Genomic DNA, 24377 nt, shown 5'->3' with positions numbered 1-24377 from the left:
TGAGCGAGCTAACGTCTCACACGTGACTAGTGCACCTGCTGAACTCCCTCGTAAAGCCGGTGACCTCCGGGCCGCCGGGTATCTTCCTCGGTCGATCAAGGCCGAGATCCGTGACAACCTGCTGAAAGAACTCCGGGCCGGACGGGATCCGTGGCCCGGCATCGTCGGTTTCACCCGCACGGTGATCCCGCAACTCGAACGCGCCCTGCTCGCCGGGCACGACGTCGTACTGCTCGGTGAGCGCGGTCAGGGCAAGACGCGCCTGCTGCGCACCCTGGTCGGTCTGCTCGACGAATGGACCCCGGTGATCGACGGTGCGGAGCTGCCCGAGCACCCGCTCGACCCGATCACGCCCGCCTCGAAGCGCCGCGCCGCCGAACTGGGCGACGACCTGCCCGTGGCCTGGCTGCATCGCGACCTCAGGTACGCCGAGAAGCTCGCCACGCCGGACACCAGCGTCGGTGACCTGATCGGTGACGTGGACCCGGTGAAGGTTGCCGAGGGCCGCAGTCTCGGCGACCCGGAGACCATCCACTTCGGGCTGGTCCCGCGGGCGCACCGCGGCATCGTCGCGATCAACGAGCTCCCCGACCTCGCCGAGCGCATCCAGGTCGCGTTGCTGAACGTGATGGAGGAGCGCGACATCCAGGTCCGCGGGTACACGCTGCGGCTGCCGCTCGACGTGTTGCTGGTGGCAACGGCCAACCCCGAGGACTACACCAACCGCGGCCGGATCATCACGCCCCTGAAGGACCGCTTCGGCGCCGAGGTCCGGACCCACTACCCGCTCGACATCGACGCCGAGGTGGACGTGATCCGGCAGGAGGCCGAGTTCACCGCCGAGGTCGGCGAGCCGTTGCTGGAGGTGCTGGCCCGGTTCGTCCGGCACCTGCGGGAGTCGACCTCGATCGACCAGCGCTCGGGTGTGTCCGCCCGGTTCGCGGTCGCCGCGGCCGAGACGATCGCCGCCGCCGCGCTCCGGCGCTCTGCGATCACGGGCGAGGAGCCTGCGGTCGCCCGTCCGGTGGACCTCGAGGCCGTTCCTGCCGTACTGCGGGGGAAGCTCGAGTTCGAGCCGGGGGAGGAGGGGCGCGAGATCGAGCTGCTCGAGTACCTGCTGCGTCGGTCGGTGGCCGACACGGCCCGGGAGCGGTTCGCCGGGCTCGACCTCACCCCGCTGGCACACGCTGTTGCCGATGGCAACCTTGTGACGACCGGCGAGCGGGTGCCAGGCCGGGACGTGCTGGCCGCGCTGCCGGAGCTGCCTGTCCTGCACGACGTCGCCGCCCGTGCCGGTGTCGAGCCGGACGACTCGTCCGGGCGGATCGCCGCCGCGATCGAACTCGCCCTGGAGATGCTGTACCTGTCCAAACGCGTCGCCAAGGACGCCGACGACGACACGACGATCTACGGGGCCTGACATGTCGGCATCTATTCCGGAAGGCTGGTCCTACGGGCCGTGGCACGACGGGCCCGATCCACTCAAGGCGCCGGCGGATCTGCGGGATGCGCTGGACGAGATCGGCCGGGACGTGATGAACGGGTCGTCGCCGCGGTCCGCGCTGGAGGAACTGCTCCGGCGCGGCACCCGGAACACCCAGGGTCTCGACGACCTGAGCCGCCGGCTGTGGGAGCGCCGTCGCGAGATCCAGCGGCGGCACAACCTCGACGGCACCCTGCAGGAGGTCCAGCGGCTGCTCAACGAGGCGCTGGAAGCCGAGCGGCGCGAGCTGTTCCCGAATCCGTCCGACGACGCGCGGTTCAAGGAGGCCGAGCTCGACGCGCTTCCGTCCGGTACGGCGGCCGCCGTACGGGAGCTGGCGAACTACCAGTGGGAGTCGTCGGAGGCCCGGGAGAAGTACGAGCAGATCCGGGAACTGCTCGGGCGCGAGCTGCTCGGTTCGCGGTTCGAGGGCATGAAGGAGGCGCTGCAGCAGACCACGCCTGAGGACATCGAGGCGATCAACGAGATGCTCGCCGACCTCAACGCGCTGCTGGCGGCCCACGCGCAGGGCCGGCCCGAGGTACCGCAACTCTTCGAGGAGTTCATGGCCGACCACGGCGAGTTCTTCCCGGAGAACCCGCGGAACGTCGACGAGCTCATCGACGTACTCGCACAGCGGGCCGCCGCCGCACAGCGGATGCTGAACTCGATGACACCCGAACAGCGCGCGGAACTCGCGGAGCTTTCGCAACAAGCGTTCGGGAGTCCGCAACTCGCGCAGCAGCTGGCCCAGCTGGATGCTCAGCTGCAGTCGCTGAGGCCGGGGGAGGACTGGTACTCCTCGGAGCAGATGCGAGGTGACGATCCGCTCGGTCTCGCCGAGGGTGCGCAGGCGATGTCCGATCTCGCGGAACTGGATGCGCTGGCGGAGCAGCTGGCCCAGTCGTATCCGGGGGCCCGGCTCGAAGACATCGATCTCGACGCGTTGACCCGACAGTTGGGTGACGAGGCGACGGTCGACGCGCGGCGGCTGAGCGAGCTGGAACGGCAGCTGCGTGATCAGGGTCTGATCGAGCGGGCGCCGGACGGCTCACTGCGGTTGTCGCCGAAGGCCTTGCGTCAGCTCGGTCAGACGGCGTTGGCCGACGTACTGCGGACCGCTCGGGGATCAGGTGAACGGGACGCGGCGAACGCGGGCGCGGCCGGTGAGTTGAGTGGATCGTCGCGTCCGTGGGAGTTCGGGGACACGCAACCGTGGGACGTGCCGCGGACGGTGCGGAACGCCGTACTGCGGAGTGCGTCACTCGATGGGTCGGTCAAGCTCGATGTGGCGGACGTGGAGATCGCAGAGACCGAGCATCGGGCCCGGGCCGCGGTGGCGTTGCTGGTGGACACGTCGTGGTCGATGGTGCAGGAGGGCCGCTGGCTGCCGATGAAGCGGACGGCGCTCGCGTTGCATCAGCTCATCTCGACGCGGTACCGGAACGACGCGTTGCAGCTGATCACGTTCGGCCGGTACGCCGGGGTTGTCGAGCTGCCTCAGTTGATCGGGATGGAAGGTACGTGGGAGCAGGGCACGAACGCGCACCACGCGCTGCTCCTCGCCGGGCGTCATCTGCGGCGGCACCCGGACGCGCAGCCCGTCGTACTGATGGTGACGGACGGGGAGCCGACCGCTCACCTGGAGCCCGACGGCACAGCCGAGTTCTCCTACCCACCCGAGGCGGCGACGCTCCGCAAGACGATCTTCGAGGTCGACCGACTGGCCAAGCTCGGCGCCTCGCTGACGGTCTTCCGCCTCGGTGACGACCCGCGCCTGAACGCCTTCGTCGACCTCCTCGCCCGCCGCAGCGGCGGCCGCGTCCTCGCTCCTGACGCAGACGGCCTAGGAGCAGCCGTAGTAGGCGACTACCTCCGCACCCGCCGCAAGCTCTAACCCGCCGGAACACCTTGCACAAGAACCGCAGCGCCTGGGCCGGCTGGGGATGCTGGCTGGTCATTTCAGGTGGGTAGCAGTCCCCAGCTCGGTGCCGAACTGGTGGCGGTGGACAGGAACTGGTGACTGGAGACACGCAATAACCTGTCCAACGGCCCCGCTTCCTGTCCCCACCCCCGTCCCCGTCCTGCCGCCGACCCGTCATCGGTCTCGGGTCACGGGGTGTGTGGGCCAGAGCGTTGCGCGGGCGTAAGGCGAGATCAACGCCACTACCGCAGGCGCCGCGCGATCGCCGGGTCCGGGGCCTCGCCGCGGAGGATCGCCGCCAGCACCTCGACGCCGTCGACCAGTCGAGGACCTGGCCGCGCGAAGTATCCGTTGGCGTCCACTGCCCACACCGGAATGTCCGCCGGCAGCTCGCCCATCAGGAGCTCCGTCAACTCGGCAGCCCCGTCCAGCCCGAAACCACACGGCGCCGACACCACTACCTCAGGCTGCGACTGCCGCACGGCCTCCCACGTGATCGCCTTCGACCGTCCCCCTGGTGCCCCCAGCACGTTCACCCCGCCCGCGAGCTGAACCATCTCGGGCAACCAATGTCCCGGCGCGAACGGCGGATCCGTCCACTCCAGCAACGCGAGTCGTGCACCACCCCGCGGGGCAGCGCCGGGTAAATCTCTGAGGCGTTGACGCAGGCTCTCCACCAACTGCGTGGAGTCTCGGCCGATGGCCTTTCCGATGGTCTCGATCGAGTGGAGTACCTCGGTCAGGTTGTGTGGGTCGGTGCTCACCACCTCGGCCCGGCAGCCCAGGTAGTCGAGGGCCTCGTCGACATCCGTCACGTCGATCGCGCACACCGCGCAGAGGTCCTGGGTGATCACCACGTCCGGTTCGAGCTCGCGCAACGCGTCCGCGTCCAAGTGGTACAGGTCCTCGCCGGTGGCGACCTTCCGGCGTACGGCGGCGTCGATCTCGCCCGGTGCCAGGCCCTCGGGAAGCGCGGTCGTCGACACGATCCGCCGAGAGCGGGCAGCCGCCGGATAGTCGCACTCGAAGGTGACCCCGACCACATCGTCACCGGCCCCGAGCGCGAAACAGATCTCGGTCGCCGACGGAAGCAACGAGACGATACGCACCCGCAGACTCTAGCCCGGCTACCCGATCCGCGGCCGACGAAACCGCCGTAGCGCACCCGGCGAAGGTTTCATCGGTGCAGAGGCCGAATGTCTCGCGTTGTCAATCAGGGAAGGGTTTTCCGGCCTTCGACCTGTGGGGAGGGTCACGTCAGCATGGTGAGACCAGTGTTCAACTGGACTGGTTTTTGGGCTTACTCTGAAAGCACGCCCCCGCCGCCGGAGTCGATGGGCCAGCGGGCCATCTTCCCGCGCCTGAAACACGCAGCAAACACCCGCCTGCAACCCAGGGAGTGACCGTGCCGAAACTCGTCTACGACTTCGCCGAAGGCAACAAGGACATGAAGCAGCTGCTCGGCGGCAAGGGGGCGAACCTGGCCGAGATGACCAACCTCGGCCTGCCCGTGCCACCCGGTTTCACCATCACCGCCGACGCCTGCCGCGCGTACCTGGAGACCGGCGCGGTCCCGGCCGACCTGGCCGACGAGATCGACCACCACGTCGCGTTGCTCGAGCAGAAGATGGGCAAGAAACTCGGCCAGGCAGACGACCCGCTGCTGGTGTCGGTCCGCTCCGGCGCCGCGTTCTCGATGCCGGGCATGATGGAGACGGTCCTGAACGTCGGCCTCAACGACGACTCGGTGAACGGGCTCGCGCACCAGTCCGGCAACCCCCGGTTCGCCTGGGACGCGTACCGCCGGCTGATCCAGATGTTCGGCAAGACCGTGCTCGGGATGGACGGCGGCGTGTTCGAGGACGCGATCGAGCATGCCAAGGAGGCGAAGGCCACCCGCAACGACCTCGACCTGGACGCCGCCGACCTGCAGGGTCTCGTCGAGACGTTCAAGCAGGCCGTGCACGAGCACACCGGCCGCGAGTTCCCGCAGGACCCGCGGACCCAGATGGACCTCGCGACCGAGGCCGTGTTCCGCTCCTGGAACTCGGACCGCGCGATCCTCTACCGCCGCCAGGAGCGGATCCCCACCGACCTCGGCACGGCGGTGAACATCTGCTCGATGGTGTTCGGCAACCTCGGCATGGACTCCGGCACCGGCGTCGCGTTCACCCGCGACCCGTCGAGCGGACAGCCCGGCGTGTACGGCGACTACCTGCAGAACGCCCAGGGCGAGGACGTCGTCGCGGGCATCCGTAACACCGTCCCGCTCGCGGACCTCGAGCAGATCGACAAGGCGTCGTACGACGACCTGATGGAGATCATGGCCACGCTCGAAGGGCACTACCGCGACCTGTGCGACATCGAGTTCACCGTCGAGCGCGGCAAGCTGTGGATGCTGCAGACCCGCGTCGGTAAGCGGACCGCGGCGGCGGCGTTCCGGATCGCGACCAGTCTGGTCGACGAGGGCGTGATCGACACCGACGAGGCGCTGCAGCGGGTGAAGGGCGCGCAGCTGGCGCAGCTGATGTTCCCGCGGTTCGACGCGGACGCCGCGACGGACCTGATCACGAAGGCGATCGGTGCGTCGCCGGGTGCGGCGTCGGGCAAGGTCGTGTTCACGTCGGCGGCCGCGGTCGAGGCCGCCGAGCGCGGCGAGAAGGTGATCCTGGTCCGGCGCGAGACCAACCCCGACGACCTGCACGGCATGATCGCGGCGCAGGGCATCCTGACCAGCCGCGGCGGCAAGACCTCGCACGCGGCCGTGGTCGCGCGCGGCATGGGCAAGACCTGTGTCTGCGGCGCCGAGGAACTCGACGTGAACGTTGCCCAGGGCACCATCAAGGTCAACGGTACGGTGCTCGAGGCCGGCGAGCTGATCTCGATCGACGGCACCACGGGCGAGGTGTTCCGCGGCGAGGTCCCGGTCGTACCGTCGCCGGTCGTGCAGTACTTCGAGGGCACGCTGGCCCCGGACGCGGGCGACGAGCTCGTCGCGTCGGTGCACCGGTTGATCACCCACGCGGACGACGTACGGCGTCTCGGCGTACGGACCAATGCGGACACCGCGGACGACGCGGCGCGGGCGCGGCGGTTCGGGGCGGCCGGGATCGGCCTGTGCCGGACCGAGCACATGTTCCTGGGGGAGCGGCGTGAATCCGTCGAGCGGCTGATCCTCGCCGACGACGACGCGGACCGCGAGGCCGCGCTGGCCGAGCTGGAACCCTTGCAGCGCGGGGATTTCCTGGAGTTGCTGGACGCGATGGACGGGCTGCCGGTGACGATCCGGCTGATCGACCCGCCGCTGCACGAGTTCCTGCCGTCGATGGAGGAGCTGGCGGTGAAGGTCGCGGTGGCGCGCGAGCGAGGTTCGGCGTCGGATCACGACGAGAAGCTGCTCGTGGCGGTCGAGCGGCTGCACGAGCAGAACCCGATGCTCGGCCTGCGCGGTGTGCGGCTCGGGCTGATGATCCCTGGTCTGTTCGGTATGCAGGTACGGGCGATCGCGTCGGCCGCGGTCGAACTGCGTGCGCAGGGCAAGGATCCGCGTCCCGAGATCATGATCCCGCTCGTCGGCGCCGTCCAGGAGCTGCACCTGGCGCGCGACGAGGTGGAAGGTGTGCTGGCCGAGGCCGGTGTGGACTGGACGATCCCGATCGGCACGATGATCGAGCTGCCGCGGGCCGCGGTGATCGCGGACCAGATCGCGGAGGCGGCGGACTTCTTCTCGTTCGGCACCAACGACCTGACCCAGACCACCTGGGGCTTCAGCCGCGACGACGTCGAGGGCGCGTTCTTCTCGCGGTACCTCGAGAAGGGCATCTTCGCGGTGTCGCCGTTCGAGTCGATCGACCGGGAGGGCGTCGGCGCGCTGGTGCGGACCGGCGTGGACCGCGGGCGGGCGACCAAGCCAGACCTCAAACTCGGTATCTGCGGCGAACACGGCGGCGACCCCGACAGCATCCACTTCTTCCACGAGGTCGGCCTCGACTACGTCTCGTGCTCGCCGTTCCGAATTCCGGTAGCACGTCTGGAGGCGGGCCGGGCAGCGCTGGACTGAGGCCAGTGGCGGACTCCCACCACTCACCAACCCATCGCCCGTCCCGGCCGTCACGCTCAAGACAGCGTCCGCGGCGGCCGCAGGGCCGGTTGGTGAGTGGTGCAGGTCCGCTAGCCTGCGGCAATGAGCCTGCGCAGCACCTTCGGCGAGGACGCCGACCTGTACGACCGTGTGCGGCCGACCTATCCGCGCGAGCTCTTCGACGAGCTCGCTCGGCTGGTCGGCGACCGCCCGAAGGTCCTGGAGATCGGACCGGGCACCGGCCAGGCGACGAGCGCGATGGTCGAACGCGGCTGGTCGGTGACCGCCGTGGAGCTTGGCGCTTCACTCGCCAACGTTCTGCAGGGGAAGTTCCCGGCGGTCGAGGTGGTCGTCGCGGACTTCGACACCTGGGAGCTGCCGCCCGCGGACTTCGACCTGGTGGTCTCGGCGACCGCGTTCCACTGGCTCGATCCGGCGACGCGCGTCCAGCGATGCGTGGACGTGCTGCGGCCGGGTGGGGCGCTGGCGGTCGTGTCGACGCATCACGTCGCCGGCGGCTCCGAGCAGTTCTTCGTCGACGTGCAGTCCTGCTACGACCGGTTCACCGACGATGCGGCGAAGGGCGGTCTGCCGGCCGCGGACGACGTACCGAACGATCCGGCGGGGCTTGCGGAGACAGGGTTTTTCGGGTCCGTGGAGTTCCGCAGATATGTCCGGGATGTGGACTATTCGACGGCCGAGTACCTCGAACTTCTGTCGTCGTATTCGGGTCATCGGGCCTTGACAACGGACCGGCGTGACGGACTGTACGAGTGCATCGGCGGTCTGGTCGACGCCGCCGGAGGTTCGGTCACGAAGCGTTATCTGAATCAACTGTCTGTAGGAATTTCTCTTAACCAACCCCTTGCGTAGGGGCCCGTCGGCTGGTCAGAATATCCGGGCGGGAAGGGAGATCACTCGTCGACTTTCGGGTCTGACCTGAACCAGCCGCTGTGGCGGCTCGTGACTCCCTTTCCCGCACCAAATCTCCTTGTTTCCAAGGCGCCTGGGCCATGTCGTAGAGTTCTGGACATGGCCCAATTTGTCGTGCAGCTGCGCTTCGATCTCGACCGGACCGACCAGCGGATGGAGGTCCGTCCGGCGCACCGCGAGTACCTCGCCGCGCTGAAGGCCGACGGCAAGCTCGTCGCCGCCGGACCGTTCACCGACCAGACCGGCGCACTGCTGGTGTACGACGTCGCCGACGAGGCCGAGCTCCGCGACATCCTCGCCAAGGACCCGTACACGCCGGCCGACGTCTACGAGATCGCCACTCTCGCCGAATGGCAGCCGCTCTTCCCGTTCAGCTGACGGTCAGGCGTCGGCGCCTTCCAGGTTCAGGTGGTCGACGTACGCCCAGAGCCAGACCAGGGGAGCGAGGACCAGCTCGGGCTCGTCATCCTCGTCGGCGATGAACAGCATCGACGCCTCGCCGTTGGTGAGGTCCTCGATGACCGCCTCGCACATCTCGAGTGCGACCTCGAACGGCAGCAGCCGCGGACCGTTCTCCCAGCGCGGCTCGGGCAGCGGGAGGACCGGCGCCTCGTCCGTCCCGTCCAGCTCGACCGAGACCTTCTGCAGCTCCTCGTACAGGTCGAACGAGATCAGCCCCGCGATCGGTCGCCCGTCTAGGCCGACCAGGTACGGGTCGTCGGCGCCCTCGCGGAACGCGTCCCGGATGTCCGGCAGCGCGGCCTTGAGATCGGACGCCTCGAGATACGGCGCCTCGTCCGGCTCCTCCTCGGCCTCCGCCTCGACCAGTCCGCTGCGCATCTGGTCGAACTGGTGCAGCAGCCCATTCAACTCGTCGTACGCGCCGCCGCCCGGCGCCTTCTGCGCACGGGCCTCCAGGTCGCGCAGGTGCTCGACCAGGTCGTCCTCGAAATGCAGCTCGTACCGCGGGAGGCCCGGCTCGCGGCCGGAGTTGATCTGCGCGACCAGCTGCGTCGACACCGGACCGATCCGCTCGGCGAGCACCTCGAGCGGCGTGGTCGGCTTCTCCTCGTCGTCGTGCGCGCAGGAGTCGTCGTCGCCCTTGCCGTCGCCTTCCATCGCGAGCAGCACCTGGAACGCCTGGAAGGACAGCAGCGCGGCGGTCGCCATCGTCCCGTCGCCGATCAGCATCAGCGGGTTCCCGCCGGCCTCGGTGCGGCGTACGTGGTCGGGCATCAGCGTCGCGGCCTGCTCGACGTTCACCTGGCTGGCCAGTGAGGACAGTCCGTGGTCCGTGTCCACCCCGAGCAGCTCGACCAGTCGCTCGGAGCTCATGTCGAAGTTCGAGCGCAGGTAGTAGCGCAGCCAGCCGGCGTCGACCGGGTTGCCGAGCAGGTCCGCGATCCGCGCCCGAAAGTCGGCCAGGTCGGCGATCGCCAGCACCACGAGCACCGGCTGGTCGCCGTCGCCGATCACCAGCGGCCGGGTGTCGCCGTTGTGGAAACCCTCGATGACCTGGTGCAGACTGTCCGCGGCCGCCTCGAGCGGCCAGGACTCCGCCTCGAACTCGTTGACCACCGCGGCGGAGCTGTCCTCGGGCATCTGCTGGTCCTCTCCGGGTGGCGGCGGGAGTTGGGGGTAACTGTAGGCGGCCGGCGTTTCACCAGGTCATGTGGGTCCTTCGCGACCCGGACAGTGACATTCGCTACGCTGGCACCGGCGGGTCGGTGCAGCGGTATCTCACATGTGAGATAAGGTCCGGCGCATGACCGATGACTACCTGAGCCGGATCGGAAACCTCATCCGGGACGCCCGCAAGCATCGCGGCTGGACGCAGACGCAGCTCGCGGAAGTACTGAACACCAGCCAGAGTGCGGTGAACAGGATCGAGAAGGGTCATCAGAACCTCACCCTCGAGATGCTCGCCCGGATCGGCGAGGCGCTCGACTCCGAAATTGTCTCTCTCGGTGGCGGTCCGGTCCACCTCCGTGTGGCCGGCGGCCGGCGGTTGTCCGGCGCCATCGACGTGAAATCGAGCAAGAACGCCGGCGTCGCGCTGCTCTGCGCCTCGCTGCTGAACAAGGGCCGGACGACGCTGCGCAAGGTCGCCCGCATCGAGGAGGTCAACCGTCTGCTCGAGGTGCTGAACTCGATCGGCGTCAAGACCACCTGGCTGAACGACGCCGGCGACCTGGAGATCATCCCGCCGACGCACCTCGACCTGAGCGCGATGGATGCCGAGGCGGCCCGCCGGACCCGCTCCATCATCATGTTCCTCGGCCCGCTGCTGCACCGCGAGGACGCCTTCGAGCTGCCGTACGCCGGTGGCTGCGACCTCGGTACCCGCACCGTCGAGCCGCACCTGACCGCGCTGCGCCCGTTCGGGCTCGAGGTGAAGGCGACCGGCGGGCAGTACCACGCCCTGGTGAACCGCGCGATCGTCCCGGGCAAGCCGATCGTGCTGACCGAGCGCGGCGACACCGTGACCGAGAACGCGATCATGGCCGCGGCCCGGTACGACGGCGTGACGGTGATCCGCAACGCCAGCCCGAACTACATGGTCCAGGACCTGTGCTTCTACCTCGACCTGCTCGGCGTGAAGATCGACGGCATCGGCACCACGACGCTGACCGTGCACGGCCGCGCCGAGATCGACGTGGACGTCGACTATGCGCCGTCCGAGGACCCGATCGAGGCGATGAGCCTGCTCACCGCGGCGATCGTCACGAAGTCCGAGATCACCATCCGGCGCGCGCCGGTGGAGTTCCTGGAGATCGAGCTCGCGCTCCTGGAGGAGATGGGGCTCGACTACGACCGCAGTACGGAGTACCTCGCCGAGAACGGCCGGACCCGGCTCGTCGACCTCACCACCCGGCCGTCGAAGCTGCATGCGCCGATCGACAAGATCCACCCGATGCCGTTCCCGGGCCTGAACATCGACAACCTGCCGTTCTTCGCGGTGATCGCGGCGACCGCCGCCGGGCAGACGCTGATCCACGACTGGGTCTACGAGAACCGCGCGATCTACCTGACCGACCTGAACAAGCTCGGCGGCCGGGTCAAGCTGCTCGACCCGCACCGGGTGATGGTCGAGGGGCCGACGCACTTCTCCGGCGCCGAGATCATGTGCCCGCCGGCGCTCCGCCCGGCCGTTGTCACGCTGATCGCGATGATGGCCGCGAAGGGTACGTCGGTGCTGCGCAGCGTCTACGTGATCAACCGCGGCTACGAGGACCTGGCGACCCGCCTGAACTCGCTAGGCGCTCAGATCGAGACCTTCCGGGACATCTGAGTCCTGATCGGGATCCTGGAGGAAGGCGACCGCTTCGGTGATGACCGCCGGGTCCGAGAGGATCCGGCGGTGGCCGAGGCCGGTTGTCGGCAGGAAGTGCGCGCGGGAGCCGTAGTTCCGCAGCAGGACCTGGGCCTGCGCCGGGTCCACGACCTCGTCCTCGTCGTTGTGGACCACCAGGAGGTCGAGCTTGCCGGTCGTCACCGAGAAGCGCGTCCAGATCTGGTCGTCGCCGTCGAAGTACCCGTGCTCGATCCGGCGCCGTAGCTGCTGGTTGATCTTCGGTCCCAGCCCGAGCTGGGCGCAGAACGTGTCGGCCAGGTAGCCGAAGTCGGCGACACCGCTGATCATCACCAGCCGCTTCGCCGCCACGCCCTCGCGGACGGCGTACAGCGCGAACGGGACGCCGAGCGAATGCGCGATCACGCCCTCGAACGGGCCGTGGCGTTCCTCCAGCGCGCGGATGATCCGCTGGTGGCCGAGAATCGACACGACCTCGCCATCGGAGTCGCCGTGCGCCGGAGCGTCGTACGACACCGGGCTGTAGCCGAGCTCGAGCAGCCGGGTGATGAATCCGGCGTACCGCGACGCGCGCGAACGCCAGCCGTGCACGAGGAGCACCGGGAGCTTGCCGTCACCCCACGCGTAGGTCTTCACATTGTCGACAATCTCGACGCGGGCGGCGTCGTGGACGGCCTGCTCCTCCGGGCGGACCCGGCCGCGGGCGAGCGGACGTCGCCACAGGTTGAACGCGAGCCGCCCTCCGAGCCGCGGTGACAACATTCCGATTGTCTGCAATCCGGCACTGACCAGCTTCTGCATGACATCCCCTCTGGCAAACTATACGAACGGTCGTATTATTAGTTTTGCACAGGCTGGGAGTCAACGGGACTTAGGATCGGGAATCGTGGAGTCCGGGAGCGTGGAGAAGGTCGACGGACGGTTGGCGCGGGGCGACCAGACCCGCCGGGCTGTCCTGCGCCGTGCCGTCGACATTGCGTCGGTCGACGGACTCGAGGGGCTGTCGATCGGGCGGCTCGCGACCGAGCTCGGTATCAGCAAAAGCGGGCTGTTCGCGCACTTCGGTTCCAAGGAGGAACTGCAGCTGGCGACCGTCCGGGCGGCGCGCCGGATCTACGCCGACAACGTCGTGGTTCCGGCGTACCAGATCGAGCCTGGTCTCGGGCGGGTGTGGGCGCTGAGCCGGCACTGGCTGGACTACTCGCGGAGCCGGGTGTTCCCGGGCGGCTGCTTCTTCCAGAAGGTCTCGCACGAGTTCTCGGCACGCGACGGTGCCGTGCACGAGTACCTCGCGTCCGTTCATCACGAGTGGATGGATCTGATCGAGACCGCGGTCGCCGAGGCTGTCGAGCGCGGCGAGCTGACGGCCGATCCGGTGCAGCTCGCGTTCGACCTGAACGCGTACTACGAGGCCGCGAACCTTGCGTCGATCCTGCACAACGACGACACGGGGTACGAGCGTGCGCGTCAGGCGGTGCGGATCCGGTTGGAGTCGGCGGTCGTCCCCGGTACGCCGGTGCCTTGGTGAGTCGGCAGATCGCGGCGCCGACGGATCGGTGACGCGAGCAGGACGAGACCGGCCAGCGGTACGCCGGCTGTCGTGATCCAAAGGGCCGGGGTGAGGCCGAGGGTTTGGCCGAGAGTTCCGCCGAGGAGCGCGCCGAGCGGGATGGTGCCGTAGTTGACGAAGGCGTTCGTCGCGGTCAGCCGGCCGAACAGGTCAGGTGGGCAGTAGGACTGCAGGAACGTCGCCTTCACGACATTTCCGCCGACGACGCCGAGGCTGACGCCGAACGCGCCGACCAGATAGAACCACGGGCTCGCGCCGCCCAACGGGATCAGCAACGCCAGTGTCGGCAGACCCAGTTCGCACAGCAGCAGCGCACGCGCCGTACCGAATCGCATGAACCTGCGGCCCACGAGTGCACCGAGAACACCGCCGCTGGATGCGGCCGCGATCAGGGTGCCGACCGTGCCCGCCGTGAGCCCGGCCTCGCGGACCAGGAACACGACGACGATCGCCTGGTATCCCATCAGGGCGAGGTTCGAGACCGCGCCGAAGATCGTCAACGTCCGCAGCCAGACGTCGTGTGCGACCAGGCTGACGCCCTCCCGGATCGCCCCGGCCCGCCTCGGTGTGTCCGTACGGCGTTCCCGGAAGCGGATCGCGGCGAGACAACCGAGGGCTACCAGGAAGCTGGCCGCGTCGACGAACAGTGCGTTCGCCGCGCCGGCGAACTGGACGAGGAGGCCGCCGCATCCGAGGCCCGCGATCTGCGCGGCCGAAGCGCTGCCGTGCAGTTTCGCGTTGCCCTCGGCGTGATCGGACGGATCCAGAAGCGTTGGGAGATAGGCGGTGTACGCCGTTTGGAAGACGACTGCGGCGGCTCCGACCAGGCCGGCGATGAGCAGGAGGAGCCCGATCGACAGTAGGTCGCCGGCCAGCGGGACCACGGCGAGCAGGAGGCCGGAGACGGCTGAGGAGGCGAGCATCGGCGGACGTCGACGGATCCGATCGATCCAGGCGCCGGTGGGCAGGCCGATCAGAAGCCACGGTGCCCAGGCCGCGGCAGTCAGTAGGCCGATCTCGAAGGTCGTTGCGTCGAGCATCGAAATCGCGACCAGCGGGAAGGCGACCGACGAGGTCGCGCTGCCGAACCGGTTGACCGTCTCGCCGATCCAGAACAGGCGGAAGTCGCGATGCGTGCGCAGCAGACTCATGAGCGCCGCGGAAACGATTGCAGTTGCACGATCACACGCTCAGCACCCTCTTCGGCCGAGCCGGCGTCGGTGTAGCGGTCGATGACTGCGGCGAGTTCCTCGTTGAGGGCTTGCAGTTGTGCCGGGGTCAGCCGGAGGTCTCGCCAGTCCGACAGGGCGGCCGCCTGTTGCCACTCGCCGGGCCAGTCCTCGTCGACGTACGTGCGGACGCGGTCGTAGTAGCGCTCCACCAGATCGCGCAGGTAGACGTCCAGCGCCCGCCGCGTCTCCGGGTCGTCGAGGAACTCGGACGGATCGAGGACGGTCCGGCCCGGGATCCGCCACCAACGCTCGCGCTTAGTGCCGCGGCCGGGGTCCTCCTCGAGGTACCCGTGCTCGGCGAGCAGCCGCAGGTGCCAGCTGATCGTGCCGGTGTTCTCGCCGAGCCGCGCCGCCAGCGTGCTCGACGTCGCGGGCCCGTCGAGCTCGATCGCCTCCAGGATGCGCATCCGGAGCGGGTGGGCGAGTCCGCGCAGGCTCCGGGCATCGATCCGTCGCATAAGTGCAGAGTAGTCTCTGCAGAGAAGTCTCTGCAACAAGATTCTGTCGGTGGCCGTCCCTAGGTTGGGAGACATGCGGCCTCATGTGGTGGCTCAGCTGGCGGTCTCGCTGGACGGGGTGACGTCGGGGTTCGACGTCGACCTCGCGCGGTTCTACGCGCTGGCGTCGCTGTGGCAGGAGGACGTGACGCTGATCGACGCCGGCACGATCCTCGCCCAGGAGAACGCCGTACTCGCGGCTCCCCGGCGCGGTCCGCGGGCCGAGGGTCCGCTGCTCGCGGTGGTGGACGAGCGGGCGCGCGTCCGCAGCTGGGACTCGTTGCGGGAGCTGGGCTACTGGTCCGGCGTCCTCGCGTTGTACGCCGATCAGACGCCGGAGCGCCCGCCCGACGCGACGACCCGCGAGCTGATCACCGGCTACGACCAGATCGATCTCGTCGAGGTGCTCGACGTCCTGGGGGATCGCGGTGTTCAGACCGTGCGCGTCGACACGTCCGGCGTACTGCTCCGATCCTGCCTGGCGCTCGGCCTGATCGACGAGCTCGCGCTTCTCGTGCACCCGCTGCTGATCGGCGGCGACCGCTGGTACGACACGGGACACCTCGACCTGCGGCACGCCGGCACCGAGGTCTTCAAGGACGGCGTGATCTGGATGCGCTACTGCGTCACGTCCGCCCGCTGAGATCGTCGTTGCGGTTCGCCTCGAGGCGGGACCACTGGGAGATCGGCCGTCCGTCCACTGTCAGGCCGCCGCATTCCCAGTCCTGCGGCCAGCCGGCCGGGGAATCCTCGTGCTCCTCCTGACGCCCGTAGACGGTCAGATCCATCAGCGAATAGCTGTTGTCCATCACCTCGACGCCACGCCGGGTCGTCCACCAGGTCTCGAACACGCGATCGCCGTCGCGGACGTATGACACCAGGTGCATCATGCCGGTCGTCCGTCCGACGAGGAGCTCGTCGAGCGACGGCAGAGCGGAGTACCACGGCATCGTCCAACCCATGAAGTCGCGGTAGCGAGCGCTCTCCTCGAACGGCCCTTGGCAGAACACCGCGAACGTGATGTCGCGGGAATGCAGGTACGACAGTTCGCCGACGTGGCCGGCGCACCAGGTGCAGCCCTGGCACTGCTCGGACGCGGGGTGCCCGGGATGCCACATGAAGTAGTACGCGAGGAGCTGCTGACGTCCTTCGAAGGCGTCGAGCAGGGTCAGCGGCCCGTCGGGTCCGGTCAGCTCCAGGTTCCCGTCGACCTCGACCATCGGGAGGCGCCGGCGGTCCGCGGCGAGTGCGTCACCCGCGCGGGTGTGCGCCTTCTCGCGGATGCGCAGCTCGTCCAGACGAGCCTCGAAGGTGGTGCGGTCGGTGACCTCGGGCAGGGTTCCGTGCGGCATGGTCGAACACGTCCTCTCCGTCGATTCCGCAGTACCCAGGTACGTCGGAGCCGACGCGAGCTCCTTGACATGTGTTCACGGAAATGTCGGTCGTCGCCGCTAGTGTGAGCGGTAATGAGGAAGCAGCATGAGTGGTACGACGAGCACGACGCCGAGCGGTGGGTCGCCGAGCCGGTCAAGCGGCCGGGGCGGACCGCGTTCGCTCGTGATCGCGCGCGCGTGCTGCACAGTGCGGCGTTGCGGCGGCTGGCGGCGAAGACGCAGGTCGTGACGGCGGGCAGCGACGACTTCGTGCGGAACCGGTTGACGCACAGCCTCGAGGTCGCGCAGATCGGCCGCGAGCTGGCGGCGACGCTCGGCTGCGACCCGGACATCGTGGACGCGGCCTGCCTTTCGCACGATCTCGGGCATCCGCCCTTCGGTCACAACGGCGAGCGCGCGCTGGACCAGGTCGCCGCGGAGATCGGCGGTTTCGAGGGGAACGCGCAGACCCTGCGGCTGCTGACCCGGCTGGAGTCGAAGACGTTCGACGCCGAAGGACGCAGCGTCGGTCTCAACCTCAGCCGGGCGACCCTCGACGCCGCGACGAAGTACCCGTGGCCGCGGCGGCCGGGTGAGCGCAAGTTCGGGGTGTACGACGACGACCTCGCGGTCTTCTCGTGGTTGCGCCAGGGCGTGGGGGAGCGGCGCTGCCTGGAGGCGCAGGTGATGGACTTCGCCGACGACGTGGCGTACTCGGTGCACGACGTCGAGGACGGGATCGTCGCGCACCACATCGATCTCGCCGCGGTCGACGCCGAGCCGGCGCCGTACTGGGAGACGGTCCGGCAGATGTACTTGCCGGAGGCAACCGATGCCGAGCTGGACGAGGGCTGGGCGCGGCTGAAGGCGCTGAACTACTGGCCGCGCGCCGAATTCGACGACAGCAGGCAGGCGCTGGGGGCGCTCAAGGACGTCACCAGTCAGCTCATCGGGCGGTTCGCGACCGCCGCCGAGCAGGCCACGCACGCGGTGTTCGGCCGGTCCCGCCTGATCCGGTACGAGGCCGATCTGGTCGTTCCGGACGGCATTCGCACCGAGATCGGGTTGCTGAAGGGCATCGGCATGTTCCACGTCCTCAACTCACCGGAACGCCAGGCCCGCCGCGCCACCCAGCGCGAGCTCCTCACCGAGCTCGTCGAGGCGCTGTGGAAGACCGCTCCACAACACCTCGACGTCCCGTTCAAGGCCGACTTCGCGGAGGCGACCGACGACAACGCCCGCCTCCGCGTCGTCGTCGATCAGGTCGCCTCCCTCACCGACCCCTCAGCTCTGGCCTGGCACGATCACCTTGTCGAGGGATAGGTCGAGACCCAGCCGGTTGTAGTTGGGTTTGTTGGTTTCGCGGATCTGCTGGAGCTCGCTGTCGGACAGCGCGCGGCGGTACACGCGGACCTCGTCGAGCGTCCCGCGGAAGCGGTTGACGCCATCGACCCGCTGGCCGACGTGGATGCCCTGTACACCGAACTCCTTGCCCGCCGTCACCGATCCGGCCGGTGCCGTCGTCGAACCGGCCTCGACGCCGTCGACCAGCAGCCGCAACTTCCCGCCGGCCCGCTGCAGTACGACGTGATGCCACTGGTCGTCGTTGTACGCCGACGCCGACTGGACCGTCACGTTGAAACGGTCGACCGACAGCAACGCACGGATCCGCTTGCTCTCCGGCTCCGCCCGCAACCACACCTGCGGCGTACTGCCGGAACCGGTCCGGTACGCCCACAGGATCGCGTGCGTCCCGGTCGTCGCGCCGTACTTGATCCACGCCATCATCGTGAAGTCGTCCGCGCCCAGATCGATCGACCGGTCGTACGGCACCTCGACGTAGTCGTCCACGCCGTCCAGCGCGAGCCCGTTCCCGAACTTGCCTGCGGCAACAGTCGCCCCACCCCGCACGTACGCCGGATTGTGGGCCGGCCCGGTGTCGGGCGTCAGCGGCCCGGGCGCGGGCGGACCGGGGATGCCCGGCGGCGTCCCGTTCGGCGTCGACAGATATGCCTCGTTGAACCGCGCCCAGCGGATCGACTCGTACGGGTTCGCGACGCCGGCCTCGTACAGCAACCCGGTCTCGTCACCACCCAGCCGCACCATGTCGGAGTACGCCGACGGGCCCCAGTAGAACACCTTGCCCTGCTGCCACGTGCCGAACGATCGCGCCTCGTCGTACGACGACCGCACGGTCATCACCTCGCGCGCTGCCGGATGCGCCGGTGCCGAGAACAGGATCCGGTGCTTGTCGTACCGCAGCAGCGACCCCTGGACGTCGGGCATCGCCAGCTTCGGGATGGTTCGGAACGGTGCGTCGAAGGTCGCTCCGCCGTCGCTGCTGACCGCGTACGCGCGGTTCCCGGGATCGGTGCCGCGTTCCCGGGCCAGCGCGTAGATCTGCCCGTTGTTGCGCTCGACCACGGTGACCTCCTGCGCGATCACCTTCCCGTCGTCGCGAGAGGTGGTCGCCCCGATGTGCCAGGTCTGGCCGGCGTCGTCGGAGTACAGCAGGTGGGTGCCGTAGACGTGCGGCCCGACCCCGTCGTACGTCTCGAAGCTGGCGCCGACGATCAGCCGGCCGGCGTGCGGCCCGTGTTCGAGTTGGATGCCGTGCATCGGGCCGGTCGCGTACCAGAAGTTCCAGCTGGGCAGCTTGGCGTCGGTCAGTTCGCGCGGCGCGGTCCAGGTGGTGCCGAAGTCGTCGCTGGTCTGGACGTACGGGTCGCGGTCGCACCCGTTCGTGCACGGCTCCGGACCGTTGTGTGTGGTGACGAGGACGATCCGGCCAGTCTGATTATCAACAATCGGCACCGGGTTGCCGTGCGTGCTGCCGTTGCCCTCCGACACCACCTGGAGCGGGCCCCAGGTCTTGCCGCCGTCGGTGGACCGCTTCAGCACGATGTCGATGTCGCCGTCGTCGCCGCAGTCCGCGACCCGGCCCTCGGCGAACGCGAGCACGTCGCCGTTCGTCGCGTGCACGACCGCCGGAATCCGGAAGCACGAGTAGCCCTCGGTCTTCTGCTGGAACAGCACGCTGTCGTCGACGAACGGCGCTGTGCCGGCGCTGGCCGGCGCTGTGAGGCTTGTGAACACCAGTAGAGCGGCGGCCGCGAGGCGGCCTGGTGTGAGAACGCGCATGGCTCTCCCAGGGAGGTCATAGGACGTATGATGTCCTGCGACAAGGTAGTCATCCGCGTCGTCGGCGACAAGGGGTCGTGGAGGACTATCGTTTCGGTCATGGCAGATGCAGAGCAGATCGTGATCGTCGGTGCGAGTCTCGCGGGAGCGACCGCGGCCGAGGCCCTCCGGAAGGGCGGCTGGAGCGGTGGCATCGTCCTGATCGGCAGTGAACAGGCACTGCCCTACGAGCGACCGCCGTTGTCGAAGGGCGTCCTGCTCGGCAAGGAACAGACCGAGTCGGCGCAACTCCACGACCAGCAGTGGTACGACGACAACAGCATCGACCTGCGCCTCGGCGCCACGGTCACCGCGATCGATCCGTCCGCGCACACGGTCACGCTCGACGACGGCTCCCACGTGTCCTACTCCAAGCTCCTGATCGCGACGGGCAGCCGCGTCCGCAAGCTCGACGTACCGGGGGCGGATCTGCCGGGCGTGCATTACCTGCGGACCGCCGAGGAGTCACAGGCGCTGACCGACGCGTACGCCGCGAAGGCGCGCGTCGTCGTGGTGGGCGCCGGGTGGATAGGGCTCGAGGCGGCGTCGGCTGCGCGCGAGCGTGGGTGCGAGGTGACGGTCGTCGAGCCGCAGTCCACCGCGCTGGCCGGGGTGCTCGGCGAAGAGGTCGGTGAGCTGTTCGCCGAGTTCCACCGGCAGCACGGGGTGCAGTTCCGGTTCGGGACCGGCGTGGAGGGCTTCGAGGGGACGGACAAGGTCACCGGGGTTCGCGTGGAGGGCGGCGAGGTGATTCCGGCGGACCTGGTGGTGGTCGGGGTCGGCGTCCAGCCGAACACCGAGCTCGCCGAGGAGGCCGGTATCGAGGTCGCGACGCGGGAGAACGGTTCCGGCATCATCGCCGGCGCGGACCTGCAGAGCTCGGTCGCGGACGTGTACGCCGCCGGTGACGTGGTCCGCTGGGACCACCCGCTGTTCGGGCGGTTCGTCCGGGTCGAGCACTGGCAGAACGCGAAGGACACCGGCAAGTCCGCCGCGAAGGCGATGCTCGGACAGGACGTGGCGCACGACGCGATCCCGTTCTTCTTCACCGACCAGTTCGACCTCGGGATGGAGTACGCCGGGGACATCCCGCGCGGAACGTCGTACCAGGTCGTCCTGCGCGGCGACCCGAAGTCCGGCGCCTACGTGGCGTTCTGGCTGTCCGACGACCACACGGTCCTGGCCGGTATGCACGTCAACACCTGGGGCGCGATCGACGCGGTCCAGAACCTCATCCGCTCCGGTAAGGAGGTCGACCCGGCCCGCCTGGCCGACACCTCGGTGGACCTCGCGGACGTCTAGAGCGGGTAGGCCACGTACGCGAAGGACGAGCTGTCCGGCGACCAGCTCGGCACGTTCATCGTGCCCTGGCCGCCGAACAGACTCGTCAGTTCGCGGATCTCACCGTCGTTCGTCAGGAGGTGCAGGCGGACGTCGTCGATGTCGGCCGGGTGTCCCTCGGTGCCGGGCGGGAAGCTGACGTACGCGACCGCGGACGAGTCCGGCGCCGGGTGCGGGAACCAGTTGACCCGCTCATCGGAGGTCAACTTCTCGATCGCACTGCCCTCGACCAGGACCCGGAACAGCTGGGCATGCCCGTCCCGCTCGGAGTTGAAGTAGATCCACCGCCCGTCCGGGCTGAACTCCGACCCGTCGTCCGCGAACTCGTCGTCCGTCACCTGGACGTCGGCGCCGCCCGCGGCCGGGATCGTCCACACGTTGGTGATCCGCTGCTCGCCGACCCATTCCAGCCCGATGTACGCGAGCGTCGTACCGTCCGGCGACACTCCGTGCAGGTAGTGGTGGAAGCCTTCGCCGCGATCGTTCGTCACCCGGCGGCCGGGTCCGCCTTCGATCGGTACGGCGTACACGTGGCCGTCGTTCGCCGAGACGTACACCGTCCGCCCGTCCGGGCTCACCACGTGATCGTTGTTGATCGGTGGTACGCCGCCGAGCTCGATCTCCTCGAGTTCGTCCGCCACCCGGAACAGCAGTCCGTTGCCGTTGACAACCAGAGTGCCGTCGGGGAGCCAGTTCGGCGCCTCGAACAGGACCTCGTCGGAGGTGAACACCAGCCGGTGGGTGTTGGTCGCGACGTCGACGACGTACAGCTCGGACCGCTGACCTGGGCGAAGAGTACGTGGCATACCCGCAAACCTACGTGATCGGCCCGGCTAGACTCGCGGGGTGGCAGGCCGGATCAAGGAAGAGGACATCGCGCTGGTGCGCGAGCGCGCCCGGATCGACGACGTCGTCGGCTCGTACGTGACCTTGAAGAACGCCGGCGGGGGCAACCTGAAGGGCCTCTGCCCGTTCCACGACGAGAAGTCGCCGTCGTTCAACGTCACCCCGTCCCGCGGATTCTTCTACTGCTTCGGCTGCCAAGAGGGCGGCGACGTCATCGACTTCGTCCAGAAGGTCGACCAGATCACCTTCTCCGAGGCCGTCGAGACACTGGCCTCGAAGGTCGGCATCCAGCTGCGGTACGAGGACTCCGGCGCGCCGGTGCAGCGCGGTCCGGGCAACCAGCGGCCACGGCTCGTGGAGGCGCACAAGGTCGCGGCCGAGTTCTACGTCGACAACCTGTTCGGCGCGGCCGAGGCGTCGATCGGGCGCCAGTTCCTGGACAAGCGCGGCTTCGACAAGGACGCCGCGGTGCGGTTCGGCGTCGGATTCTCGCCGCGGGGCGGCGAGGCCTTGGTGGCGCATCTGCGCGGTCGCGGTTTCACGAACGCCGAGCTGGTCGCGTCAGGCCTGGCCGCCGACGGGCAGCGCGGGCTGTACGACCGGTTCCGCGGCCGGCTGATGTGGCCGATCCGGGACGCGTCCTCGGACGTCATCGGGTTCGGCGCGCGCCGGCTCTTCGACGACGACCGGATCGAAGCCAAGTACCTGAACACCCCCGAGACGCCGATCTACAAGAAGTCCAAGGTCCTGTACGGCGTGGACCTCGCCCGCCGGGAGATCGCCAAGGGCCGGCAGGCCGTGGTCGTCGAGGGCTACACGGACGTGATGGCCTGTCATCTCGCGGGCGTGCAGACCGCGGTCGCCACCTGCGGTACGTCGTTCGGCGACGATCACGCGCGGGTGCTGCGGCAGCTGCTGCTCGACCACGACCAGTTCCGCGGCGAGGTGATCTTCACGTTCGACGGCGATGCCGCCGGCCAGCGCGCGGCGGTCAAGGCCTTCGAAGGCGACCAGGCGTTCGCCGCGCAGACGTACGTCGCGGTCGAGCCGGACGGGCTGGACCCGTGCGACCTGCGGCTGCAGAAGGGCGATGCCGCGGTCCGGGAGCTGATCGGGCGGCGCGTCCCGCTGTACCGGTTCGTGCTCGGGAACGTGCTGTCGAAGTACGACCTGGACCGCGCCGACACCCGGATCGACGCGCTGCGGGACGCGGCGCGACTGGTGATCAGCATCCGCGACCGGTCGAAGGTGGACGCGTTCACGCGCGAGCTCGCCGGGCATCTCGGGATGGACGAGGACCAGGTCCGGTCCGAGGTCTACAAGGCGGCGTCGCGGCAGTCGGCCACTCCGAGGCAGTCCGGGCCGGCTGCGCACGCGCAGCCGGCGGAGGCTTCGGGTGATGCGGGGCAGCCGGTGGTCCGGCGTACCGAGATCCCGTCGCCGCGGGACCAGCGGTTCGTGATCGAGTGGGACGTGCTGAAGGTCGCGATGCAGCATCCGGCGCTGGTCGGGGTCGCCTTCGACGAGCTCGACGACCACGACTTCACGCATCCGTGGCTGGGCGCGGTCCGGGCCGCGATGGCGAAGATCGGCGGGCCGTCAGCCGCGCCCCCCGGTGAGGCGTGGGTGGTCGCCGTCCGCGATGCCATCGGGAACGACCCGGCGGCCGCGGTCGTCGGCGCGCTGGCCGTGGATCCGCTGCGGCTGGGGCGGGAGCCCGACGAGCCGTATGCGCTCGCGTTGCTGGCGCGGCTGCAGGAGCTGACCTGCGCGCGACGCATCCAGGACCTGAAGTCGAAGCTGCAGCGGACGAACCCGATCGAGCGCGCGGACGAGTACAACCGGATGTTCGGCGAACTCATCGCGCTCGAGGCCTACAAGGCCGAACTCCGCAACCGCGCCATCTCCGGCGCGATCTAGTCCTCTTTGAGATGTGAGACCAACTTCGCCGTCTGGTCCGTGTACTCGGTGGCGAACTCCTCGCTGTCGGGGTCGAGCCCCAGGGCGCGGGCGATCTGCGGGAACACCACCGGCGCGGAGGCGAGGCCGAACAGCGCGAGCGCGGCATGCCTCGGATCGAGGTCGACGGCGAGCTCACCGAGGGCCTGCCGGCGCGTGATGTCCTCGACCATCTCCCTGAACCGCGCGCGCTGGCCCTCCTCGTCCTGGTTGTCGGGGATCCGCTCAACCGCCTGGCGCACGAGCATCCGGAGCATGTCCGGCTGCGCGATCGCGGCGCCCGCGTAGGCCCCGACGACGTCGCCCAAGGATTCCGCGTCCGCGGTGAGCTCCGGCTCGCCGGCCCGCCAGCGGTCGGCGACCGCGCGGTACAGACCCTCCTTGCCGCCGAAGTAGTACGAGATCAGTTGCTTGTTGACGCCTGCCCGGGCGGCGATCTCGCTGACCCGCGCCCCGCTGAACCCGTGCGCGCCGAACTCGACCACGGCCGCGTCCAGCAACTGCTGTTTGCTGCGCTCGGGGTCACGTTGCCGCTGCTCAGGATCCGGTGATCGCCGCACGAAAATCATCCTAGCGGACTTCCATCCGGCGTGCTAACTTAATCAACCAGACGGATGACAAAGTTTTCCACACGGATGATTGGAG

The 24377-nt window shown here is 68.9% G+C and carries 20 protein-coding genes; 11 read left to right on the top strand and 9 right to left on the bottom strand.

Going from position 1 to position 24377, the window contains the following annotated elements; genetic code table 11:
- Positions 1-22 precede the first annotated feature (22 nt).
- Entirely contained in the window at positions 23-1420 is a 1398-nt protein-coding gene (locus E0H50_RS17770) for an ATP-binding protein (RefSeq protein WP_131289545.1), read from the top strand.
- 1 nt (position 1421) lies between these two features.
- Positions 1422-3380, top strand: a complete 1959-nt coding sequence (locus tag E0H50_RS17765; protein WP_131289543.1) for a vWA domain-containing protein — start codon at positions 1422-1424, stop codon at positions 3378-3380.
- A 269-nt stretch (positions 3381-3649) separates the two neighbouring features.
- Here E0H50_RS17765 and E0H50_RS17760 read toward each other — a convergent pair whose 3' ends face one another.
- The gene (locus tag E0H50_RS17760) at positions 3650-4516 is read right to left on the bottom strand and encodes a cobalamin-binding protein (protein ID WP_131289541.1); all 867 of its coding nucleotides are present in this window, start codon (positions 4514-4516) and stop codon (positions 3650-3652) included.
- A gap of 296 nt (positions 4517-4812) precedes the next feature.
- Between E0H50_RS17760 and ppdK the strand changes: the two genes are divergently transcribed.
- From ppdK to E0H50_RS17745, 3 genes are all read left to right on the top strand, one after another.
- Positions 4813-7467 (top strand): pyruvate, phosphate dikinase, encoded by a 2655-nt coding sequence (gene ppdK, locus E0H50_RS17755; RefSeq protein ID WP_131289539.1) that lies wholly within the window; start codon positions 4813-4815, stop codon positions 7465-7467.
- Positions 7468-7590: 123 nt separating this feature from the next.
- A complete protein-coding gene (locus E0H50_RS17750) occupies positions 7591-8361 on the top strand; it encodes a class I SAM-dependent methyltransferase (RefSeq protein WP_131289537.1) in 771 nt (256 codons plus the stop codon).
- A gap of 159 nt (positions 8362-8520) precedes the next feature.
- Entirely contained in the window at positions 8521-8799 is a 279-nt protein-coding gene (locus tag E0H50_RS17745) for a YciI family protein (RefSeq protein ID WP_131289535.1), read from the top strand.
- A gap of 3 nt (positions 8800-8802) precedes the next feature.
- Here the strand turns inward: E0H50_RS17745 and E0H50_RS17740 are convergent, their stop codons facing one another.
- Positions 8803-10023 carry a type II toxin-antitoxin system Phd/YefM family antitoxin gene (locus E0H50_RS17740; protein ID WP_131289533.1) on the bottom strand — a complete coding sequence of 407 codons (1221 nt, stop codon included), beginning with the start codon at positions 10021-10023 and terminating at the stop codon, positions 8803-8805.
- A gap of 163 nt (positions 10024-10186) precedes the next feature.
- Between E0H50_RS17740 and E0H50_RS17735 the strand changes: the two genes are divergently transcribed.
- The gene (locus E0H50_RS17735) at positions 10187-11713 is read left to right on the top strand and encodes a helix-turn-helix domain-containing protein (RefSeq protein ID WP_131289531.1); all 1527 of its coding nucleotides are present in this window, start codon (positions 10187-10189) and stop codon (positions 11711-11713) included.
- Here the strand turns inward: E0H50_RS17735 and E0H50_RS17730 are convergent.
- On the bottom strand, positions 11678-12535 hold the full coding sequence (locus E0H50_RS17730; protein WP_131289529.1) for an alpha/beta hydrolase: 858 nt from the start codon (positions 12533-12535) through the stop codon (positions 11678-11680). The two genes, E0H50_RS17735 and E0H50_RS17730, sit on opposite strands and share 36 nt — an antisense overlap.
- An 85-nt stretch (positions 12536-12620) precedes the next feature.
- Here E0H50_RS17730 and E0H50_RS17725 point away from each other — a divergent pair, with 85 nt between their 5' ends.
- Positions 12621-13262 (top strand): TetR/AcrR family transcriptional regulator, encoded by a 642-nt coding sequence (locus E0H50_RS17725; RefSeq protein ID WP_238151029.1) that lies wholly within the window; start codon positions 12621-12623, stop codon positions 13260-13262.
- On the opposite strand, the gene E0H50_RS17720 is transcribed toward E0H50_RS17725, so the two are convergent.
- Together E0H50_RS17720 and E0H50_RS17715 are read right to left on the bottom strand one after the other, a co-directional pair.
- Entirely contained in the window at positions 13202-14455 is a 1254-nt protein-coding gene (locus E0H50_RS17720) for an MFS transporter (protein ID WP_131289525.1), read from the bottom strand. The genes E0H50_RS17725 and E0H50_RS17720 overlap by 61 nt on opposite strands.
- Positions 14452-14994 carry a winged helix-turn-helix domain-containing protein gene (locus tag E0H50_RS17715; RefSeq protein ID WP_131289523.1) on the bottom strand — a complete coding sequence of 181 codons (543 nt, stop codon included), beginning with the start codon at positions 14992-14994 and terminating at the stop codon, positions 14452-14454. The genes E0H50_RS17720 and E0H50_RS17715 overlap by 4 nt, the downstream gene beginning before the upstream one ends.
- A 73-nt stretch (positions 14995-15067) precedes the next feature.
- Between E0H50_RS17715 and E0H50_RS17710 the strand changes: the two genes are divergently transcribed.
- Positions 15068-15676 (top strand): dihydrofolate reductase family protein, encoded by a 609-nt coding sequence (locus E0H50_RS17710; protein ID WP_131289521.1) that lies wholly within the window; start codon positions 15068-15070, stop codon positions 15674-15676.
- Here the strand turns inward: E0H50_RS17710 and E0H50_RS17705 are convergent.
- Positions 15660-16385, bottom strand: coding sequence for a DUF899 family protein (locus E0H50_RS17705; RefSeq protein WP_131289519.1), 726 nt, complete (start codon positions 16383-16385; stop codon positions 15660-15662). The two genes, E0H50_RS17710 and E0H50_RS17705, sit on opposite strands and share 17 nt — an antisense overlap.
- Positions 16386-16499: 114 nt before the next feature.
- Between E0H50_RS17705 and E0H50_RS17700 the strand changes: the two genes are divergently transcribed.
- The gene (locus E0H50_RS17700) at positions 16500-17729 is read left to right on the top strand and encodes a deoxyguanosinetriphosphate triphosphohydrolase (RefSeq protein WP_131289517.1); all 1230 of its coding nucleotides are present in this window, start codon (positions 16500-16502) and stop codon (positions 17727-17729) included.
- On the opposite strand, the gene E0H50_RS17695 is transcribed toward E0H50_RS17700, so the two are convergent.
- Positions 17691-19547, bottom strand: coding sequence for a sialidase family protein (locus E0H50_RS17695; protein ID WP_131289516.1), 1857 nt, complete (start codon positions 19545-19547; stop codon positions 17691-17693). The genes E0H50_RS17700 and E0H50_RS17695 overlap by 39 nt on opposite strands.
- Before the next feature lie 99 nt (positions 19548-19646).
- On the opposite strand from E0H50_RS17695, the gene E0H50_RS17690 reads away from it, so the two are divergent.
- Positions 19647-20888 carry an NAD(P)/FAD-dependent oxidoreductase gene (locus tag E0H50_RS17690; RefSeq protein ID WP_131289514.1) on the top strand — a complete coding sequence of 414 codons (1242 nt, stop codon included), beginning with the start codon at positions 19647-19649 and terminating at the stop codon, positions 20886-20888.
- Here E0H50_RS17690 and E0H50_RS17685 read toward each other — a convergent pair.
- Positions 20885-21733 carry a TolB-like translocation protein gene (locus tag E0H50_RS17685; RefSeq protein ID WP_131289512.1) on the bottom strand — a complete coding sequence of 283 codons (849 nt, stop codon included), beginning with the start codon at positions 21731-21733 and terminating at the stop codon, positions 20885-20887. The two genes, E0H50_RS17690 and E0H50_RS17685, sit on opposite strands and share 4 nt — an antisense overlap.
- A gap of 40 nt (positions 21734-21773) precedes the next feature.
- Between E0H50_RS17685 and dnaG the strand changes: the two genes are divergently transcribed.
- The gene (dnaG, locus tag E0H50_RS17680) at positions 21774-23693 is read left to right on the top strand and encodes a DNA primase (RefSeq protein WP_131289510.1); all 1920 of its coding nucleotides are present in this window, start codon (positions 21774-21776) and stop codon (positions 23691-23693) included.
- On the opposite strand, the gene E0H50_RS17675 is transcribed toward dnaG, so the two are convergent.
- Positions 23690-24292: a TetR/AcrR family transcriptional regulator gene (locus E0H50_RS17675; RefSeq protein WP_238151028.1), complete on the bottom strand. Its 603-nt coding sequence runs from the start codon at positions 24290-24292 to the stop codon at positions 23690-23692. The two genes, dnaG and E0H50_RS17675, sit on opposite strands and share 4 nt — an antisense overlap.
- Between the last annotated feature and the right edge of the window lie 85 nt (positions 24293-24377).

Origin of the sequence: Kribbella sindirgiensis (genome assembly GCF_004331435.1) — a bacterium.
GTDB lineage: Bacteria > Actinomycetota > Actinomycetes > Propionibacteriales > Kribbellaceae > Kribbella > Kribbella sindirgiensis.
Note: the sequence above shows the minus strand (reverse complement) of the source record. Positions and strands in the feature narration are given on the sequence as shown.

Bases quoted from the DNA above. Each gene is read 5' to 3' on its own strand.
- E0H50_RS17695 (WP_131289516.1), bottom strand. From the start codon at position 19,547: ATGCGCGTTCTCACACCAGGCCGCCTCGCGGCCGCCGCTCTACTGGTG.
- E0H50_RS17720 (WP_131289525.1), bottom strand. From the start codon at position 14,455: ATGAGTCTGCTGCGCACGCATCGCGACTTCCGCCTGTTCTGGATCGGC.
- E0H50_RS17740 (WP_131289533.1), bottom strand. From the start codon at position 10,023: ATGCCCGAGGACAGCTCCGCCGCGGTGGTCAACGAGTTCGAGGCGGAG.
- E0H50_RS17730 (WP_131289529.1), bottom strand. From the start codon at position 12,535: ATGCAGAAGCTGGTCAGTGCCGGATTGCAGACAATCGGAATGTTGTCA.
- E0H50_RS17715 (WP_131289523.1), bottom strand. From the start codon at position 14,994: ATGCGACGGATCGATGCCCGGAGCCTGCGCGGACTCGCCCACCCGCTC.
- E0H50_RS17705 (WP_131289519.1), bottom strand. From the start codon at position 16,385: ATGCCGCACGGAACCCTGCCCGAGGTCACCGACCGCACCACCTTCGAG.
- E0H50_RS17745 (WP_131289535.1), top strand. From the start codon at position 8,521: ATGGCCCAATTTGTCGTGCAGCTGCGCTTCGATCTCGACCGGACCGAC.
- E0H50_RS17690 (WP_131289514.1), top strand. From the start codon at position 19,647: ATGGCAGATGCAGAGCAGATCGTGATCGTCGGTGCGAGTCTCGCGGGA.
- E0H50_RS17735 (WP_131289531.1), top strand. From the start codon at position 10,187: ATGACCGATGACTACCTGAGCCGGATCGGAAACCTCATCCGGGACGCC.
- E0H50_RS17700 (WP_131289517.1), top strand. From the start codon at position 16,500: ATGAGGAAGCAGCATGAGTGGTACGACGAGCACGACGCCGAGCGGTGG.
- E0H50_RS17750 (WP_131289537.1), top strand. From the start codon at position 7,591: ATGAGCCTGCGCAGCACCTTCGGCGAGGACGCCGACCTGTACGACCGT.
- E0H50_RS17765 (WP_131289543.1), top strand. From the start codon at position 1,422: ATGTCGGCATCTATTCCGGAAGGCTGGTCCTACGGGCCGTGGCACGAC.
- E0H50_RS17710 (WP_131289521.1), top strand. From the start codon at position 15,068: ATGCGGCCTCATGTGGTGGCTCAGCTGGCGGTCTCGCTGGACGGGGTG.
- E0H50_RS17685 (WP_131289512.1), bottom strand. From the start codon at position 21,733: ATGCCACGTACTCTTCGCCCAGGTCAGCGGTCCGAGCTGTACGTCGTC.